Genomic DNA, 16,766 nt, shown 5'->3' on the forward strand with positions numbered 1-16,766 from the left:
TCAGGCCTCGATCTGCGCAGGTTCGGTGGCGCGACCACTGATCGCTGCTTCACGGATGGCCTCGACCAGCGCCAACGTGCGGGCGGCGTCGGCGGCACTCACCAGCGGTTCAACCTCCCGTCGTGCGACGCGGACGAAATGCTGCAATTGCAAGCGCAGGGCTTCGTCAGGCGTGAACGGCTCATCGACCGAGAGCAACGGCTCGTGCCAACCGGCGTCCACCTGATCGGCGCTGTAATGCCAGCGCTTGAGTTGCGGAATGCTCAAGGCCCCGGCCGTTCCCGCCAGCAAGTAGCAAGGCTGATCGGCCTGACGCGGATAGACCGGGTTTTCCCCGGAGTTCAACTCCCAGCTCCACGGCGCCGCCACCGCATCGGAACCGGTCAGGCTGCCGAGCGCTCCGCCATCGAACTGCAGCAGGATCGCCGCGCTGTCTTCATTGGCGAAACCGCGCACCGAGCGGTCGGTGATCGCCTGCACCGAACGCGCTTCACCGCACAGATGACGCAGCAGGTCGAGGTCGTGAATCAGATTGGTCAGCAGCATGCCCGCGCCCTCTTCGCGCCGCCACGCGGTTTCGAAATACCGGTCAGGCTTGCGCAGCTGGAACAACGCAGTCACCAGCGTCAGTCGCCCCAATGCTCCGCCCTTGACTAATTCATGGGCTCGCACGATCAACGGATTGTGCCGCCGATGGTGACCGACCAGCACCGGCACGCCGCTGCGCTTCACCGCTGCCACCAGCTCCCGCGCTTCATCCAGGTTTACGCCCACCGGTTTTTCCAGCAACACCGGAACGCCAGCGGCGAGGCAATCCAGCGCGGTGCTGACGTGCTGATTATTCGGATTGGCGACGATCACTGCGTCTGGCCGGTTTTGCTCCAGCATCTGACGGTGATCGGCGAAATGCGCCACACCCCACTCTGCCGCCAGGGCCGGTGCCTGAGGGCCGGGATCGGCCACGGCGCATAACGTGGCCTCAGTGAGATGTTTCAGGTGCCGGTAATGTTGCTGGCCCATGTTACCGGCGCCGATCAGGGCGATGCGAAGGGGCGGGTTCAAGGTGCGATCCTCTTGTGATTGTTGTGGGAAAACTCACTCCATCAACAATTTAGAACCTGGTTCCAGATTCTCACACCCGTTTGACTGAAAAGTGGGCGAACAGCGCACAGCTTTGCTTAAACGAACAACTCCGAGGCCAGGCTGGCCGCCGACAGCTCCTCGGTAAACGTCAGCAGCAACGGTGCCAGTTCATGTAATCGCGCGCCCGGCATCCGTGCGCTTGGCCCGGCTATGCTCAGCACGCCAATCACCCGGCCATCGGCAGGATGTTTCACCACCGCAGCAATCGCCGAAGTGCCGACCGCCGAACTTTCTTCCACACAGGCATAGCCCTGTTCCCGGGCCACGCGCAGGCGTTCGAGCAGTTCAATATTGGAGCGCGGCGCGTTGGGCCCGATATCCGCCGGCACCTCCGCGCCCTGGCGCTCGACCAGCGACAACGCCTCCGCGTCGCTCATGCACGCCAGCCACGCATGGCCCGAAGCGGTGTAGAACAGCGGCGCATCACGGCCCATGTCCGGGTCGTAACGCAGACCGGTGCGGGCACCCTGGGCCTTGGCGATCCAGGTCTGGCGCTCACCGTCGATCACGCCCAGACGCACCAGCTCACCGGTTTCCTGGGCCAGCCGATCGAGCACCGGCTGCACGATGTCGGCACCGCTGCTCGACAGGTACTGGAAGCCCATCGCAACCAGTTTGGTCGACAGGTGATAGCGCAACGTCTCCGGGTTCTGCCGTACGTAACCCAGGCGGATCAGCTCGGCGAGCAGGCGGTGCGTCGCGCTCTTCGGAATGCCCAGTTGCTCGGCCAGGGTCTGCATCGGCAGCCCGCGCGGATCACTGGTAAGGCTTTCCAGCACGCTGAAAACCCGTTCGATTTGACTGCCGGCCATGGTGCGCTCTCGGTGAAATTTTGCCGATTCTAGAAGACATCCCGAGGAATGCGAAATCTGGAACCCTCCGTCCGATAACCGCCCACTTTGCGCCTCAGTCGGTTGATCTGCTTCGTCCGCACTGGTTATTTTCTGGAACATGATTCTAAAAACAATTACTTGCTGGAGCCCTTCCTGATGCCTGCCCTTCCCGATATCGACTGCGACGTTCTGGTGGTCGGCTCCGGCGCCGCCGGTTTGTCGGCCGCCGTCACCGCTGCCTGGCATGGCTTGAAGGTCATCGTGGTGGAAAAGGATCCGGTGTTCGGCGGCGCCACCGCGTGGTCCGGCGGCTGGGCGTGGGTGCCGTGCAATCCGCTGGCCCGGCGCGCCGGGATCGTGGAAGACGTGGAATTGCCGCGCACCTATCTGCGCCACGAACTTGGCGAGCACTACGACCCGGCCATGATCGAGGCCTTCCTTGAAGCTGGCCCACGCATGGTGGCGTTCTTCGAACAACACACCGCCCTGCAATTCGCCGACGGCAACGCCATCGCCGACATCCACGGCGAAACACCGGGCGCCGGCACCGGCGGACGCTCGGTGATTGCCGCGCCCTATGACGGACGAAAGGTCGGACGCCTGCTCAAGCGTCTTCGTACAACCATGCGCGAAACATCGTTCATGGGCATGCCGATCATGGCCGGCGCGGACCTGTCGGCGTTTCTCAATCTGACTCGCTCGTTGTCGGCGGCCTGGCACGTGACTCGGCGTTTCACTCGCCACCTGCTGGACCTGGTGCTGCACGGTCGGGCGATGCAACTGGTCAACGGCGTGGCGCTGGTGGCGCGGCTGGCGAAATCCGCCGAAGACCTCGGCGTACTGCTGTGGGAATCGGCGCCGGTAACCGAACTGCTGCGCGACGAATCACGCATCACCGGCGCTCGCGTGAACACCGCAAAGGGCCCGATTACTGTCCACGCGCGCAAAGCCGTGGTGCTCGCGGCCGGCGGGTTCGCCAATGACATCGAGCGGCGCAAGGCCTTGTTCCCTCGCACGCCCACCGGTCATGAACATTGGGCACTGCCTCCGCTGGCAGTCAATGGCGACGGCCTGCGACTGGGAGAAACCGTCGGGGGCCGGGTCAACACCGATGTGGCCTCGCCCGTGGCGTGGGCACCGGTCTCGCAGGTGCCGCACTCCGACGGCAGCATCGGCCATTTTCCGCACATCATCGAACGTGGCAAACCGGGGATCATCGGCGTGCTGCGCAACGGTCAGCGCTTCGTCAACGAAGCCAACGGCTATTACGACTACGTCAGCGCCATGGTCGCCGCCGCCCCAGAAGGCGAAGAGGTTGCGTCCTGGCTGATCTGCACCCGCGCGTTCCAGCGGCGTTACGGGCTCGGCATGTCTCGGCCGTTTCCGGTTCCGGTGTCAGGTTTTATCCGCAGCGGCTATCTGAAAACCGGCAATACCCTTGAGGAATTGGCCACTGCATGCGGCATCGATCCGAACGGTTTACGCGCCACTCTCCATGACTACAACCACCATGCCCGGCACGGCGAAGACCCGCTGTTCGGTCGCGGCTCGACCCCGTACAACCGCAAACAGGGCGATCCCGCGCAACAGCCCAATCCGTGCGTGGCGCCTATCGAACAAGGTCCGTTCTACGCGGTGAAGGTACAGCCGGGCTGCTTCGGCACCTTCGCCGGGCTCAAGGTCAACCCGCACGCGCAAGTGCTCGACGCCGCAGACCAGCCCATCACCGGGCTCTACGCCGCCGGTGGCGACATGGCCAGCATCATGGGCGGGCATTACCCGGCGGGCGGGATCAACCTCGGCCCGGCCCTGACTTTCGGTTACATCGCAGCCCGACACATGGCGGGCGTCACGGCTTTCGAACAGGAGATCGACCATGCAGCACATCGTTAACAGACAAGGACTGAACCTGCCAAAACTCGGCCTCGGCACCTGGCCGATGCTCGGCGACGAATGCACCCGCGCCGTGGAACAAGCACTGGAACTCGGTTACCGACACATCGACACGGCGGCGGCCTACAACAACGAAGACGCAGTCGGACAGGCGCTGGCGAATACGCCGACACTCCGCGAGCAAATCCATGTCACCACCAAGGTCTGGTGGGACCAGCTGCAACCGGACGCCATGCGTCACTCGCTGGATCGCAGCCTCAAGGCGTTGCGCAGCGAGTACGTCGACCTGTTCATGATCCATTGGCCGACCACCGACTGGGACTTGCCGCGAACCCTTGAAACCCTCGCGTCGTTCAAGGAACAGGGGCTGGCTCGCAACATCGGCGTGGCGAATTTTCCGCTGCCGCTGCTGCGCAAAGTCGTCGAGGAATACGGCATTCCTCTGTCAGCCATTCAGGTCGAATACCACGTCCTGCTCGGACAAAACGCCCTGCTCGACTACGCCCGTCAACACGATCTGGCGCTGACGGCCTACACGCCGCTGGCACGTAACAAGGTCTCGGAGATTCCACAGATTCAACAGATCGCCGAAAAACACGGCGTGCTACCGACTCAGGTGGCGCTGAAGTGGCTGCTGGATCAGGACAACGTGGCGGCGATTCCCAAGGCCAGCAGCAAGACCAATCAACTGGCCAACCTGGCCTCACTGAATGTTGAACTGGATGACGATGACCGGGCGTTGATCGCCGGGTTGTCCAAGCGCGAACGTCAGGTCAGCCCGGACTTCGCGCCAGAGTGGGACGCCTTCGACCGCTGACGCCTGTCCCGGCGAAAGAAAACCGCTGGCGGATTGAATTCCCAGCACTCGCGCTCGTCAATAACAGGCCCGACCTCGTCACCCCCGAGGCCGGGCCTTTGTTCGTGTGTGCGAATAGACGGACGACCGGACTGGCGCCACACTCACACACCAGCAACACTCATCACCACGATCAGACAGAGGATTCCCACATGCTATGGAAAAAAGGCCGACGCAGTGACAACGTCGTCGACGCCCGTGGCGATGACATGGGCGGTGGTGGGGGCATGCGCTTCGGCGGCGGCAAGGGGCTGAGCCTCGGGGCGATTCTGCTGATCGTCGGTATCGGCTGGATCACCGGGCAGGACCCGCTGCAGATCCTCGGCCAGCTCACCGGCCAAGGCACGCAGCAAGCGGCACCGACTTCGCAAACCCGTCAGGCACCGCCGGCCAACGATGAACAGGCCGAATTCGTGCGTTCAATTCTCGGCGACACCGAAGACACCTGGGGCGCGATCTTTCAGCAGGCCGGCCGGCAATATAAGGACCCGACCCTGGTGCTGTTCAGCAACCGGGTCAATTCCGCCTGCGGTCTGGCAACCTCGGCCACCGGCCCGTTCTATTGCCCGGCAGACCAGAAGGTCTATCTGGACATGGCGTTCTTCCAGGAAATGGCCCAGCGTTTCAAGGCTGCCGGCGACTTCGCCCAAGCCTACGTGATCGCTCACGAAGTCGGACACCATGTGCAGACGCTTCTCGGCGTCTCGGCGAAAATTCAGACAGCCCGCCAGCAAGGCCGGCAGATGGAAGGCGCCGGCGGACTGCTGGTGCGTCAGGAACTGCAAGCCGATTGCCTGGCCGGGGTCTGGGCCTACAACGCGCAGAAGCGTCTGAACTGGCTGGAACCGGGCGACATCGAAGAAGCCTTGAACGCGGCGAACGCCATCGGTGATGATCGCTTGCAACAACAGGGTCAGGGCCGTGTGGTGCCGGACTCGTTCACCCACGGTACGTCGGCGCAAAGGGTGCGCTGGTTCAAAACCGGATTCGCCCAGGGCCAGGTCGGCCAGTGCGATACCTTTGCGGCGAAAAACCTGTAAATGCATAAATGGCTGTTGGCTTTACTGTTCATCGGCGGCACCGCCCAAGCGGCCGGCGTCGACGCAATCAGTCCCGGGCGCCTGCAATTGCAGGCCGGCGAAATGGCGGTGGGCATCGGCCCGGCGCCGGCGAAAATCGAGCGCGTGCTGATCGTCATTCATGGCCGTCTGCGCAACGCCGAGACCTATCGCAAAAGCGGCGAAGTCGCGGCGGAACTGGCCGGACAAACCGCCAACACCCTGGTGATCGCCCCGCAGTTTCTCAACGAAAGCGATGTGTCGCTCTACTCGCTGCCCGCCAGCGTGCTGCGCTGGCAAGGCAACGACTGGATGGGCGGAGGGTTATCCACAGGGCCGAACCCGCTGAGTTCCTACGCCGCACTGGACGAAATCGTCGGGCGGCTGAGTGATCGCAAACAGTTTCCGGACGTGAATCAGATCGTGATCTTCGGCCACTCCGGCGGTGCGCAGGTGGTGCAGCGTTATGCACTGCTTGCCCAGGAACAACCGGCGCTCAAGACCGAAGGCATTCGCTTGCGTTACGTGGTGGCCAACCCGTCGTCGTACGCCTACTTCAATGAGCAACGCCCGGTGGCCTTCGATCATGCCAAGTGTCCGGGTTTCAACCGGTGGAAGTACGGTCTGATGGATCCGCCGATCTACTCGGGTGGGCAAACGCCCGCGCAGCTTGAAGGCCGTTACGTCAAACGTGAGGTGATTTATCTGCTGGGCCAGCAGGACACCGACCCGCAACACCCGGCGCTGGACAAGAGCTGCGCCGCCAAAGCCCAAGGGGCTTATCGACTGGAGCGCGGGAAGCTGTTTTTCGGTTACTTGCTGCGTCGTCACCCTGAAGGGGTGAATCAGCGCCTTATCGAAGTGCCCGGCGTCGGGCATAACGGCGACGGCATGCTGACCTCGCCGGAAGGCCAGAAAGCGATATTCGAGCAATAAAAAACGGGGGCCCAAGCCCCCGTTTTTTTAGGCGAACAGCATCCGCCGCAACTCCACACAATCCTTCGCATGCCAGTCGGTCAGCTCCGGCCACGGATTATCCGGCAGGTTCACCAGCACCGTTTGAGTCCCCGCCGCCCGACCGCAGTCGAGGTCGAAGCGGTAATCACCGACCATCACCATCTCGCTCGCCGGCACTTGCCAGGCCTCGGACAGTTTCAGCAGGCCACCGGGATGCGGTTTTGGCTGTGCTTCATCGCGGCCCAGCACATCCTCAGCCGCAAAGCAGTCGGCCAGGCCGATGGCTTCCAGCGTCACATGGGCCAGCTCCCGCGCATTGCGCGTCAGAATGCCGAGGCGATAACCCCGGGCGTGCAGGTCGCGCACTAGTTCCACCGCGCCAACTGCCGGGGTCGAACCGAGCGCCAGATCCCGCTCATGTTCCAGCAGCCACGCATGTTTCGCCGCCGCTTCCTCGGCGGGCAAAGCCGCGAGGTGCGTGAGGATGTCGTCCTCCGGCGGGATCGCCAGCGCCACGCGAATTGCCGCGAAGTCGTGCACGGCGACGGTCAGGGTGCCGTCCATGTCGAACACCCAGTGCCGCACATCCGCCAGACTCATGCCCAGTCCTTGCGATGACGGATCAGGCCTTCCTGGGTCACCGACGCTACGAGTTGCCCGGCGCGGTTGAACACGCTGCCACGGGAGAACCCGCGAGAGTTGCCAGCCCAAGGGCTGTCCATGGCGTAGAGCAACCAGTCATCGGCGCGCAGATCATTGTGGAACCACAACGCGTGGTCGAGGCTGGCGACCTGCATGTCTTTCTGCCAGACCGATTTGCCGTGGGGCAGCATCGAGGTGGTCAGCAGACCAAAGTCCGAGGCGTAGGCCAGCAGGTATTTGTGCAGCGCCGGGATGTCGGCCAACGCGCCGTCGGCACGGAACCACACGTACTTGATCGGGTCCGCCGGTTGCGGGTTGTACGGGTCTTTTTCAGTGACCGGGCGCACTTCGATCGGTTTCGGGCACAGCAGCTTTTCGCGCATGTGTTCCGGAATCAGGTGCGCGCGTTGCTGAGTCAGCTCCAGCTCCGACGGCAGGTTTTCCGGACCGACCACTTGCGGCATCTGGCTCTGGTGCTCGAAGCCTTCCTCGTCGTACTGGAACGAAGCGCTGCAGGTGAAAATCGGGTGGCCCTTCTGGATCGCAGTCACGCGGCGGGTGCTGAAACTGCCGCCATCACGCACGCGGTCAACCGAGTAGACCACCGGCAACTTGGCATCGCCCGGACGCAGGAAATAACCGTGCATCGAATGCACATGGCGCGCTTCCTCAACGGTCTGACTGGCCGCCGACAGCGACTGGCCGAGCACCTGGCCGCCGAACAACTGGCGAAAGCCCAGATCCTGGCTGCGACCACGGAACAGGTTTTCCTCGATCGGTTCGAGGGTCAGCAGATCCACCAGATCTTCCAACACTTGGCTCATTCAGACTCTCCTCACACAAAGCTATGCCGCGCAGTCTTGGCTGCGGCGGGGGATTCAGGTTCTGGCCGGCGCCCCCCGGGTGCCGGCCATTGTAAACGTCCGCGCCTGCTTATCCATGCAAGGTTTCCAGCCACTGCTCCCTCGTGATGCGGTACAACACATGTCGCTGTAACGGGTGACCGTCCGCGAGACGCGGGTGGTCGAAATCATCCTGCGGGGCGTGGTGCATGCCGATCGCCTGCATGACTTTCTGCGACGGCAGATTGGTCTCGCTGGTGAACGACACCACTTCATTCAGCGCCACCCGGTCAAAGCCGCAACGCAACGCGGTCCAGGCCGCTTCGCTGGCATAACCAAGGCCCCAGTGTTCCTTGGCCAGGCGCCAGCCGATTTCCACCGCCGGGGTGAACGGCGCATCGAAGCCGACCACGCCGAGCCCGGTAAAACCGATGAACTCGCCGCTGTCCTTGCGCTCCAGCGCCCACAGGCCGTAACCGTGTTCGGCAAAATGCCCGCGCACCCGGCCGATCAGCGCGGCGCTTTCCAGCCGGCTCAAGGGCGCGGGGAAATAGCGCATCACCTGCGGGTCGGCGCACATCGCCGCAAATGCCGGCAAATCCTCGTCCTGCCATTGGCGCATCAGCAGCCTTGCGCTTTCCAGCTCCAGTATCGGTTCCATCCCGCCCCTCCGCTTGATGCCGTCAGTCTACATCGCTGTTAGGCTTTGCACTCTTTCCTGCAGCCTTTATGAATAGTCCACCATGCCGTTGCCGCTGATCTACCACGAAGACTACAGCCCGGAATTTCCGGCGGATCACCGCTTTCCCATGGACAAGTTCCGTCTGCTGCGCGATCACCTGGTGGACAGCGGCCTGACCCGCGACGAAGACCTGCTGCGCCCTGAACTGTGCCCCGCCGACATTCTCGCCCTGGCCCATGACCGCGGTTATATCGAACGCTACATGAGTGGCGAGTTGTCCCGCGAAGACCAGCGGCGCCTCGGTCTGCCGTGGAACGAAGCGCTGGCCCGGCGCACGGTGCGGGCCGTTGGCGGTTCGATTCTGGCGGCAGAGAAAGCGCTGGAACATGGCCTGGCCTGTCACCTCGCCGGCGGCACCCATCACGCCCACTACGATTACCCCGCCGGGTTCTGCATCTTCAATGACCTGGCGATCATCAGCCACTACCTGCTGCAAAGCGGCCGGGTGAACCGAGTGCTGATTTTCGACTGCGACGTGCATCAGGGCGACGGTACTGCGCGGATTCTGCACAACACCCCGGAAGCGATCACCGTTTCCCTGCACTGCGAAAAGAACTTTCCTGCACGCAAGGCCGAAAGCGACTGGGACATTCCGCTGCCCAACGGCATGGGCGATGCCGATTACCTGAAAGTCGTCGATGACGCGCTCAACTATCTGCTGCCGCTGTATCAGCCAGATCTGGTGCTGTACGACGCCGGCGTCGACGTGCACAAGGACGACGCCCTCGGTTATCTGCAACTGACCGACGAAGGCGTTGCCGCCCGCGATGAAAGCGTGATGCGCCACTGCCTGGGTCGCGACATCCCGGTGGTCGGGGTGATCGGCGGCGGTTACAGCAAGGATCGCCACGCCCTGGCCCGCCGTCACGGCATCCTGCATCACAGTGCGCAGCGCGTCTGGCAGTCATCCGGTTGTCATTGAGTTGTGCTGCGTTACCCACAATGGCTGTGGAACGGCCTGTGGATAACCTGAGCGAAAGGGACTACAGCCCACGCTGAACATGACCTGCAGCGCACTGGTTGTTTTTTGATCAGCGAATTGAGCCACCACAAGCCACTGTGGGAGCGAGCCTGCTCGCGATGAGGCCCTCTCATCCGGAATCGATGGCGACTGATCCGCCGCATCGCGAGCAGGCTCGCTCCCACAAGGGATTTGCGCTGTTAGAATGCGCGCCATATTTCGTCAGACCGCAGCGCACGCCATGACCCAGATTCACGCCACCTCTCCCGCTCACGTCGCCATCATCGGCGGTGGCCCCGCCGGCCTGATGGCCGCCGAAGTACTGAGCCAAGCCGGAGTCCGCGTCGATCTGTACGACGGCATGCCCTCGGTGGGCCGCAAGTTCCTGCTGGCCGGGGTTGGCGGCATGAACATCACTCACTCCGAAGCCTACCCGGCCTTCCTCTCGCGCTACGCCGAACGCGCTCCGAACATCGCCCCGCTGCTGCGCGCGTTCGACGCCGATGCTCTGTGCCGCTGGATTCACGAACTGGGCATCGAAACCTTCATCGGCAGCTCCGGCCGGGTGTTCCCCACCGACATGAAAGCCGCGCCATTGCTGCGCGCCTGGCTCAAGCGCCTGCGCGACAGCGGCGTGGTTATCCACACCCGCCACCGCTGGCTCGGCTGGCATGAAAACGGCGCGCTACGCATCCACAGCCCGGAAGGCGAAAAAACCCTCAACCCCGACGCCACCCTGCTCGCCCTCGGCGGCGGCAGTTGGTCGCGGCTGGGCTCCGACGGCGCGTGGATGCTGCCGCTGGAGCAACGCGGCGTAGGACTGGCGCCCTTGCAGCCAAGCAATTGCGGCTTCGAGGTGCAGGCCTGGAGCGAAGTGATGGCCAGCAAATTCGCCGGCGCGCCGCTGAAAAATATCGCCATTGGTTTGAACGACGATGTTCCGCGTCTGGGTGAATGCGTGATTACCGCGACCGGGATCGAGGGCAGTCTGATCTACGCCCTGTCGGCGCCGATTCGTGAGGCGATCAATGTGCACGGTGCCGCGACTGTTCACATCGACCTGTTGCCCGGCCGACCTGTGGATAAATTGCAGGCGGCATTGAGCAAACCACGGGGTTCGCGCTCGATGGCCAAGCATCTGCACAGTCAGGTCGGGATTGATGGAGTGAAAGCGGCGTTGCTGCGGGAACTCACTGATGCTGCGACGTTTGCCGATCCGGCGTTGTTGGCCCGGGCGATCAAGGCTTTGCCGCTGACGCTGGTGAAAACCCGACCGCTGGATGAAGCGATCAGCAGTGCCGGCGGGGTGACGTTCGAGGCGATGGATGAGCGGATGATGCTCAAGGCGTTGCCCGGGGTGTTTTGTGCGGGGGAGATGCTGGATTGGGAGGCGCCGACTGGGGGGTATTTGCTGACGGCGTGTTTTGCCAGTGGGCGGGCGGCGGGGTCGGGGATGCTGGACTGGTTACGACGTAAAAGCTGAGTCGCCCTCCCCCCTCACCCCAGCCCTCTCCCCCAGGAGAGGGGGCCGACCGGGTTGTCTGGCGCTATACATCGACCTGAGAGACCGAGTCGATTATGGATTCGGTAAAGCAGGATCCGGTCGGTGTATTTCTGAAGCATCCCCCAATCAGTCCCCTCTCCCTCCGGGCGGTCCGACGTTTCGGGAGGGCTAGGGTGAGGGGGCTTTTGATCTTTAACGCAATCTTTAAGGCTTACGCTTGCGCGGCCCGGTATTGAACACCGGCACCTTGCGCACAGGCTTGATCGCCACCTCCGGCGCCGGGGTATCCCCGCTGTCCACCCACTTGCCCAGATTGCGCTTGCCACCGCCACCACCGGAAGCTTTCGGCTTCTTCGGTTTCTTCGGCTTCTTGATCACCTGACCACTGGCATCGGTGTCCGGCACGCGGTGCTCCGGCACGAAATCCGGCTCAACCTCACGCTTCAACGTGCTGCGAGTCAGCATTTCAATCGCCGACAACATGTTCACTTCATCGGCACACACCAGCGAAATCGCCTCACCGGTCGAACCCGCACGGCCAGTCCGACCGATACGGTGAATGTAATCCTCGGCCACGATCGGCAGATCGAAGTTGACCACCAGCGGCAGGTCTTCGATATCCAGACCACGGGCCGCCACATCGGTGGCCACCAGAATCTGCACTTCGCTGGCCTTGAAACGATCCAGCGCGCGCTGACGGGTCGCCTGCGGCTTGTCGCCGTGGATGCCGTCGGCGTTCACGCCCAGGCCCTGAAGTTTCTCGACCAGCGCGTCCACACCATTGCGGGTCTTGGCGAACACCAGCACCTGCTTCCACTTGTTCTTGCGCATCAGGTGCACGAACAGTTCCGGCTTGCGCTTCTTGTCCACCGTCACCACCCACTGCTTGACGGTGTTGGCGGCCACGTTGCGCGGGCTGACTTCGATGCTCTGCGGATCGTTGAGCATCTGCCCGGCCAGCAGGCGGATGTCATCGGAGAAGGTCGCGGAGAACAGCAGCGTCTGACGTCTCGATGGCAGCGCGCGGTAAATGTTCGCCAGTTCCTCGGAAAAGCCCAGGTCGAGCATACGGTCGGCTTCGTCCAGCACCAGGGTTTGCAACTGGTTGAACTTCAGCGCGTTCTGGCGGAACAGGTCGAGCAGACGGCCCGGGGTCGCGACCAGCAGATCGACGCCGCCGCGCAGCTTCATCATCTGCGGGTTGATGCTGACGCCGCCGTACACCGCGTACGTGCGCAGCGGCAGGTTTTCAGCGTACTGGCGCACGGCTTCGTGGACTTGTTCGGCCAGCTCGCGAGTCGGCACCAGAATCAGCGCACGTACCGAGTTGGCGGTGACTTTCGGCCCTTCCATCGCCAGCAGTTGCAGCAGCGGCAAGGCAAAACCGGCGGTCTTGCCGGTGCCGGTCTGAGCCGCGGCCATCAGGTCACGACCGGCCAGCACAGCCGGAATGGCTTGCGCCTGCACCGGCGTCGGGGTCTGGTAGCCGAGCTTCTCGAGGGAGCGCAGCAAGGGTTCGATCAGGCCAAGGGTGGCGAAAGTCATGGGAGTACCGTAGGAAAAAATCAGAGCAAGTATGCGATGGCGCGCAGTTTACCCTAATTCGCACGCTGCTCCGTCGCTATGGAGGCAGGCTCGCTGACCACCGGCAACTGCCGTGGACGGCGCCACTGCGGCAGACCGATCAGCACCACCGCGCCAATGATCACCAGCATCGCCAGCGCCTCTTCGACCCCGATGGTCTCGCCGACAAACACGATCCCCAGCAACACCGCCACCGCCGGGTTGACGTAGGCGTAACTGGTGGCCGCCGCCGGGCGAACGTTTTTCAACAGATACATGTAGGCGTTGAACGCGATGATCGAGCCGAAGAAGATCAGGTACGCCAGCGCCAGCCAGCCTTCCAGCGGCGGCATGGCTTGCAGGTGTTCACCGCTGGCCGCGCTGCCGATCAACAGCACCACGCCGCCCACCAGCATTTCCACGGCACTGGCCATCGCGCCCTGAGGCAATGGCAGATGCTTGCTCCACACCGAACCAAACGCCCAGCTCGCCGCCGCGAAAATCAGCAGCGCCGCGCCCAGCGGGCTCGATTGCAGGTTGGAGCCCATGTTGAGCATCGCGATGCCGATAATCCCCATCGCCACCCCGGCCCATTCCAGCCGTGTATTGCGCGCGCCCCAGAAATAACCGCAGAGCAAAGTGAACAGCGGCACCGTTGCCACCGCCAGCGCGGCAACACCCGAGGCCACACCGCTGTGCTCGGCCAGGGTCACCGCGCCGTTGCCGAAGCTGAGCAACAGAATCCCGATGATCCCCGCCGCTTTCCACTGCGCCCAGGTCGGCGCCGGTGCCCCGCGCCAGCGCAGGAAAGCGTACATCAGAGTGCCCGCAATCACGAAGCGCACGCCGCCGAGCATCAGCGGCGGCCAGTATTCGACGCCGATGCGGATCACCAGGTAGGTCGATCCCCAAATCACGTACAACGCAAAAAACGCAGCGATCAGCGGCAAGGAAAAACGGCGCAAGGCAGACATGGGCAACTCGAAAGTCAGACTCAGGGGATTGGTTATTCTAGAAAGGCCAACCGCTAAAAATAAGTTACAAAACCTGTTTATCGCGCCGGTACACTTTTGAAAACACGGAGATCGACGGCCAAAACCGCGATTTCGAAAGTCTGGCATTTTCAGGAGTCCGACCTTGGACAAATACGACCGCATGCTGCTCAGCGCCCTGCTCGAAAACGGTCGCGCGTCCTACGCCGACCTCGCCCGCAAAGTGAACCTCTCCGCCCCCGCCGTCGCCGAGCGCGTGGCCAAACTCGAGGCGGCCGGAATAATCACCGGGTATCAGGCGAACATCGACCTGTCGAAAATCGGCTTGCCGATCCAGTGCGTGATCGAATTGCGCCTCCACCAGAACGGCAGTCAAAAGGTCTACGACGAACTGGTGAAAATTCCGCAACTGACCGAGTGCTTTCGAGTGACGGGCGATCCGTGCGTGATCATGAAGGCCGCGGTGGGGTCGATGCCGGAGCTGGAGGACTTGATCAACCAGGTGGCGAAATTCGGATTCAGCAAGACGTCGATCGTGTTGTCGAGTGCGATAGAGAAGCGGGTGCCATTGGGGCATATCGAAGGTAACGGCAAACTCTGAAGCAAGGGTAATCCCTGTGGGAGCGGGCTTGCCTGCGATGAGGCCATCACATCCAACAATTTGGGTGACTGACAATACGCCATCGCGGGCAAGCCCGCTCCCACAGGGAAAAATGTTTGCCTGAAAATCAGCGATAACGTTGCAAGTGCTCGCCGACCTTTGCGGCCGGCACTTTCTGCAATTTGCACAGCAAGTCGTGCGATAGCTCCCGCACCCCATGCTTGCGCCGCAACTCATCCGCGAGATGCGCCAGCAAATTCGCCGCCATCTCCGCATCCGCCATCGCCCGGTGCGCCTGGCCGGTATGCGGCAATTGAGCGAAGGTGGTGAGCGTGCCGAGCTTGTGGTTCGGCGCCGTCGGCATCAGGCGGCGGGCCAGCAGCAGCGAGCAGGCAAAGTTCTGCAAACGGGTGCGTTTGATCCGGCCCAGTTCGAAGTCCCAGAACTTCTGGTCGAAGGCGGCGTTGTGCGCCAGCAGGGGTGTGCAGCCGACGAATTCGTTGACTTCGTTCATCACCTGTTCGGCCGACGGCGCGGTGCGCAGCATGGCGTTGCTGATGCCGGTGAGTTGTTCGATGAAGGCCGGGACGCGTACGCCGGCGTTCATCAGGCTCTGGTAACGCTCGACGATGCGGCCGTTTTCCAGCATGACCACGGCGATTTCCGTGGCCCGGCAGCTGCTGCTCGGCGAGATGCCGGTGGTTTCAAAGTCGATGACTGCAATGCGTTCCAAACCGGGTGGTACTCCGTTTAAATCAAGTCTTGAGCAGGGCTCAATTTTTCAACAGCAGTGCGCCTTCGATCGGCACGTAACGGCTGGCGGCGCGGATCAGCGAGTTGGCGGTCAGGCCGGGAACGCCGTAGGCCACCGCTTGCACGCCGTGTTTGTTGATGATGCGTTCGAGCAGCATGTCGAAATCGCCGTCACCGGAGGCCAGGACGATTTCGTCGACGTGGTCGGCGGCGTCCATGATGTCGAGGGTGATGCCCACGTCCCAGTCGCCCTTGGCCGAGCCGTCGCTGCGCTGGATGTAGGGTTTGAGTTTTACGGTGAAACCGAGGTTGCGCAGGATCTGCTGGAACTGCTGCTGTTTGCTGTCGCCCCGGTCGATCGCGTAGGCGTAGGCCTCGACGATCTGCCCGTGCTGGCTGACATCCGCCCACAGCGCCGCGTAGTTGAAGTGGCAACCATAGGCCTGACGCACGGTGTAGTAGAGGTTCTGCACATCGGCGAACACTGCGATTTTTTTCACCGGAGTTCCTGTGAGCGCTGACGCGCATGAGCCGGATCAGGCACCAGGCCCGAAAAAGGCGCTCAGTATGCCAGCCCGAAGGAAGGTTCCGCGAATAATCGGCCCGGGGCGCTCAGGCGCCCCGGACGAATGGTGAGTCAGACGAAGGAATCATCGTCATCGAAGAACGATGAGTTGTCATCGCTGTAGTCGGTGTCGGTGAAGCCACCCTGGTTGTTGCCCCAGGAATCGTTGTTGGCCATGCGCTGGTCATCGCCCCAGCCGTTGTTGCCCTGATCGTTGACCTGGGCCGGCTCCTCCTTGATCACCTCAACGATTTCCTGCGGCTGCTGGTTGTGATGGAACAGGCTGCTGATGCCTTGTGCCAGCATCACGCCACCGGCCACACCGGCAGCGGTTTTCAGGGCGCCGCCGAGGAAGCTGCTGCCGGCCGCCGGGGCCGCTGGTTGCTGGCCATAACCCGGTGGTGGTGCGCCGAAGTTCTGTTGTGGCGCGGGGGCACCGAAGTTCTGCTGCGGAGCCGGTTCACGCCAGCCGCCGGTAGAGGCCGGGGCGCTCTGGGTTGGTGCCGGGCGCGGGTTGCTGCCACCGAAGATGCTCGACAGGAAGCCACCACCGCTGGAGGCCGGCGGCGCGCTCTGCGCCTTGGCCGATTGCAGTTCGGCCTGCAATTGCTTGACCTGTTGAGTCAGTTGTCTGTTCTGTTCGTCGAGGCTCTTGAGGGCAGCCTCCTGCACCAGAATCGCCTGGGTCATGAAATAACCTGCGGCCGGCTGGCGCGTCAGGTGTTCCTTGATCCGCGCTTCAGCCAGTGAGTCGCGCGGGGCTGCCTCCGTTTCGGCCTGTTGCAGCCGGGAAAACAGTCCATCGATCAGGGTTTGTTCTTCGCTGTTCATGGCGACCTCGTAGATTGCCGGGGATAACGT

17 protein-coding genes are annotated in these 16,766 nt (G+C 62.8%); 7 read left to right on the forward strand and 10 right to left on the reverse strand.

Annotated features, from left to right (window positions below):
* Entirely contained in the window at positions 1 to 1,062 is a 1,062-nt protein-coding gene (locus QR290_RS25565) for a Gfo/Idh/MocA family protein (RefSeq protein WP_289203850.1), read from the reverse strand.
* A 116-nt stretch (positions 1,063 to 1,178) separates the two neighbouring features.
* Positions 1,179 to 1,955, reverse strand: a complete 777-nt coding sequence (locus tag QR290_RS25570) for an IclR family transcriptional regulator (protein WP_289203851.1) — start codon at positions 1,953 to 1,955, stop codon at positions 1,179 to 1,181.
* Positions 1,956 to 2,132: 177 nt separating this feature from the next.
* Here QR290_RS25570 and QR290_RS25575 point away from each other — a divergent pair, with 177 nt between their 5' ends.
* The 4 genes from QR290_RS25575 (at position 2,133) to QR290_RS25590 (ending at position 6,719) form a co-directional block, all read left to right on the forward strand.
* On the forward strand, positions 2,133 to 3,869 hold the full coding sequence (locus tag QR290_RS25575) for an FAD-dependent oxidoreductase (protein WP_289203852.1): 1,737 nt from the start codon (positions 2,133 to 2,135) through the stop codon (positions 3,867 to 3,869).
* Positions 3,853 to 4,686, forward strand: a complete 834-nt coding sequence (locus QR290_RS25580) for an aldo/keto reductase (protein WP_289203853.1) — start codon at positions 3,853 to 3,855, stop codon at positions 4,684 to 4,686. Before QR290_RS25575 ends, QR290_RS25580 begins: the two co-directional genes overlap by 17 nt.
* Positions 4,687 to 4,877: 191 nt before the next feature.
* Positions 4,878 to 5,765: a KPN_02809 family neutral zinc metallopeptidase gene (gene ypfJ, locus QR290_RS25585; RefSeq protein WP_289203854.1), complete on the forward strand. Its 888-nt coding sequence runs from the start codon at positions 4,878 to 4,880 to the stop codon at positions 5,763 to 5,765.
* Entirely contained in the window at positions 5,766 to 6,719 is a 954-nt protein-coding gene (locus QR290_RS25590) for an alpha/beta hydrolase (RefSeq protein ID WP_289203855.1), read from the forward strand.
* A gap of 27 nt (positions 6,720 to 6,746) precedes the next feature.
* Here QR290_RS25590 and QR290_RS25595 read toward each other — a convergent pair whose 3' ends face one another.
* The 3 genes from QR290_RS25595 to QR290_RS25605 form a co-directional block, all read right to left on the reverse strand.
* The gene (locus tag QR290_RS25595) at positions 6,747 to 7,340 is read right to left on the reverse strand and encodes an HAD family hydrolase (protein ID WP_289203856.1); all 594 of its coding nucleotides are present in this window, start codon (positions 7,338 to 7,340) and stop codon (positions 6,747 to 6,749) included.
* A complete protein-coding gene (gene tesB / locus QR290_RS25600; RefSeq protein ID WP_039771793.1) occupies positions 7,337 to 8,206 on the reverse strand; it encodes an acyl-CoA thioesterase II in 870 nt (289 codons plus the stop codon). The genes QR290_RS25595 and tesB overlap by 4 nt, the downstream gene beginning before the upstream one ends.
* A 109-nt stretch (positions 8,207 to 8,315) precedes the next feature.
* Positions 8,316 to 8,885 (reverse strand): GNAT family N-acetyltransferase, encoded by a 570-nt coding sequence (locus tag QR290_RS25605; protein ID WP_179693652.1) that lies wholly within the window; start codon positions 8,883 to 8,885, stop codon positions 8,316 to 8,318.
* 82 nt (positions 8,886 to 8,967) lie between these two features.
* Here QR290_RS25605 and QR290_RS25610 point away from each other — a divergent pair, with 82 nt between their 5' ends.
* Both QR290_RS25610 and QR290_RS25615 read left to right on the forward strand, forming a co-directional pair.
* Positions 8,968 to 9,888: a histone deacetylase family protein gene (locus tag QR290_RS25610; protein ID WP_007958746.1), complete on the forward strand. Its 921-nt coding sequence runs from the start codon at positions 8,968 to 8,970 to the stop codon at positions 9,886 to 9,888.
* Between the two features lie 280 nt (positions 9,889 to 10,168).
* Positions 10,169 to 11,410 carry a TIGR03862 family flavoprotein gene (locus QR290_RS25615; protein ID WP_289203857.1) on the forward strand — a complete coding sequence of 414 codons (1,242 nt, stop codon included), beginning with the start codon at positions 10,169 to 10,171 and terminating at the stop codon, positions 11,408 to 11,410.
* A 225-nt stretch (positions 11,411 to 11,635) separates the two neighbouring features.
* Here the strand turns inward: QR290_RS25615 and QR290_RS25620 are convergent, their stop codons facing one another.
* Both QR290_RS25620 and yedA read right to left on the reverse strand, forming a co-directional pair.
* Complete coding sequence (locus QR290_RS25620) at positions 11,636 to 12,976, reverse strand: DEAD/DEAH box helicase (protein WP_289203858.1); 1,341 nt, start codon at positions 12,974 to 12,976, stop codon at positions 11,636 to 11,638.
* 53 nt (positions 12,977 to 13,029) lie between these two features.
* Positions 13,030 to 13,968 carry a drug/metabolite exporter YedA gene (gene yedA / locus QR290_RS25625; RefSeq protein ID WP_289203859.1) on the reverse strand — a complete coding sequence of 313 codons (939 nt, stop codon included), beginning with the start codon at positions 13,966 to 13,968 and terminating at the stop codon, positions 13,030 to 13,032.
* 163 nt (positions 13,969 to 14,131) lie between these two features.
* Here yedA and QR290_RS25630 point away from each other — a divergent pair, with 163 nt between their 5' ends.
* Positions 14,132 to 14,587 (forward strand): Lrp/AsnC family transcriptional regulator, encoded by a 456-nt coding sequence (locus tag QR290_RS25630; RefSeq protein WP_289203860.1) that lies wholly within the window; start codon positions 14,132 to 14,134, stop codon positions 14,585 to 14,587.
* A 127-nt stretch (positions 14,588 to 14,714) separates the two neighbouring features.
* Here the strand turns inward: QR290_RS25630 and QR290_RS25635 are convergent, their stop codons facing one another.
* The 3 genes from QR290_RS25635 to QR290_RS25645 all read right to left on the reverse strand — a co-directional run bounded on the left by QR290_RS25635 (position 14,715) and on the right by QR290_RS25645 (position 16,736).
* Positions 14,715 to 15,320 (reverse strand): 3'-5' exonuclease, encoded by a 606-nt coding sequence (locus QR290_RS25635; RefSeq protein ID WP_289203861.1) that lies wholly within the window; start codon positions 15,318 to 15,320, stop codon positions 14,715 to 14,717.
* A 40-nt stretch (positions 15,321 to 15,360) separates the two neighbouring features.
* Entirely contained in the window at positions 15,361 to 15,840 is a 480-nt protein-coding gene (locus QR290_RS25640) for an NYN domain-containing protein (RefSeq protein ID WP_007958730.1), read from the reverse strand.
* Between the two features lie 137 nt (positions 15,841 to 15,977).
* On the reverse strand, positions 15,978 to 16,736 hold the full coding sequence (locus QR290_RS25645) for a DUF2076 domain-containing protein (RefSeq protein ID WP_289203862.1): 759 nt from the start codon (positions 16,734 to 16,736) through the stop codon (positions 15,978 to 15,980).
* Positions 16,737 to 16,766 lie beyond the last annotated feature (30 nt).

It is taken from the genome of Pseudomonas fluorescens, assembly GCF_030344995.1.
GTDB classification, from domain to species: domain Bacteria; phylum Pseudomonadota; class Gammaproteobacteria; order Pseudomonadales; family Pseudomonadaceae; genus Aquipseudomonas; species Aquipseudomonas fluorescens_BF.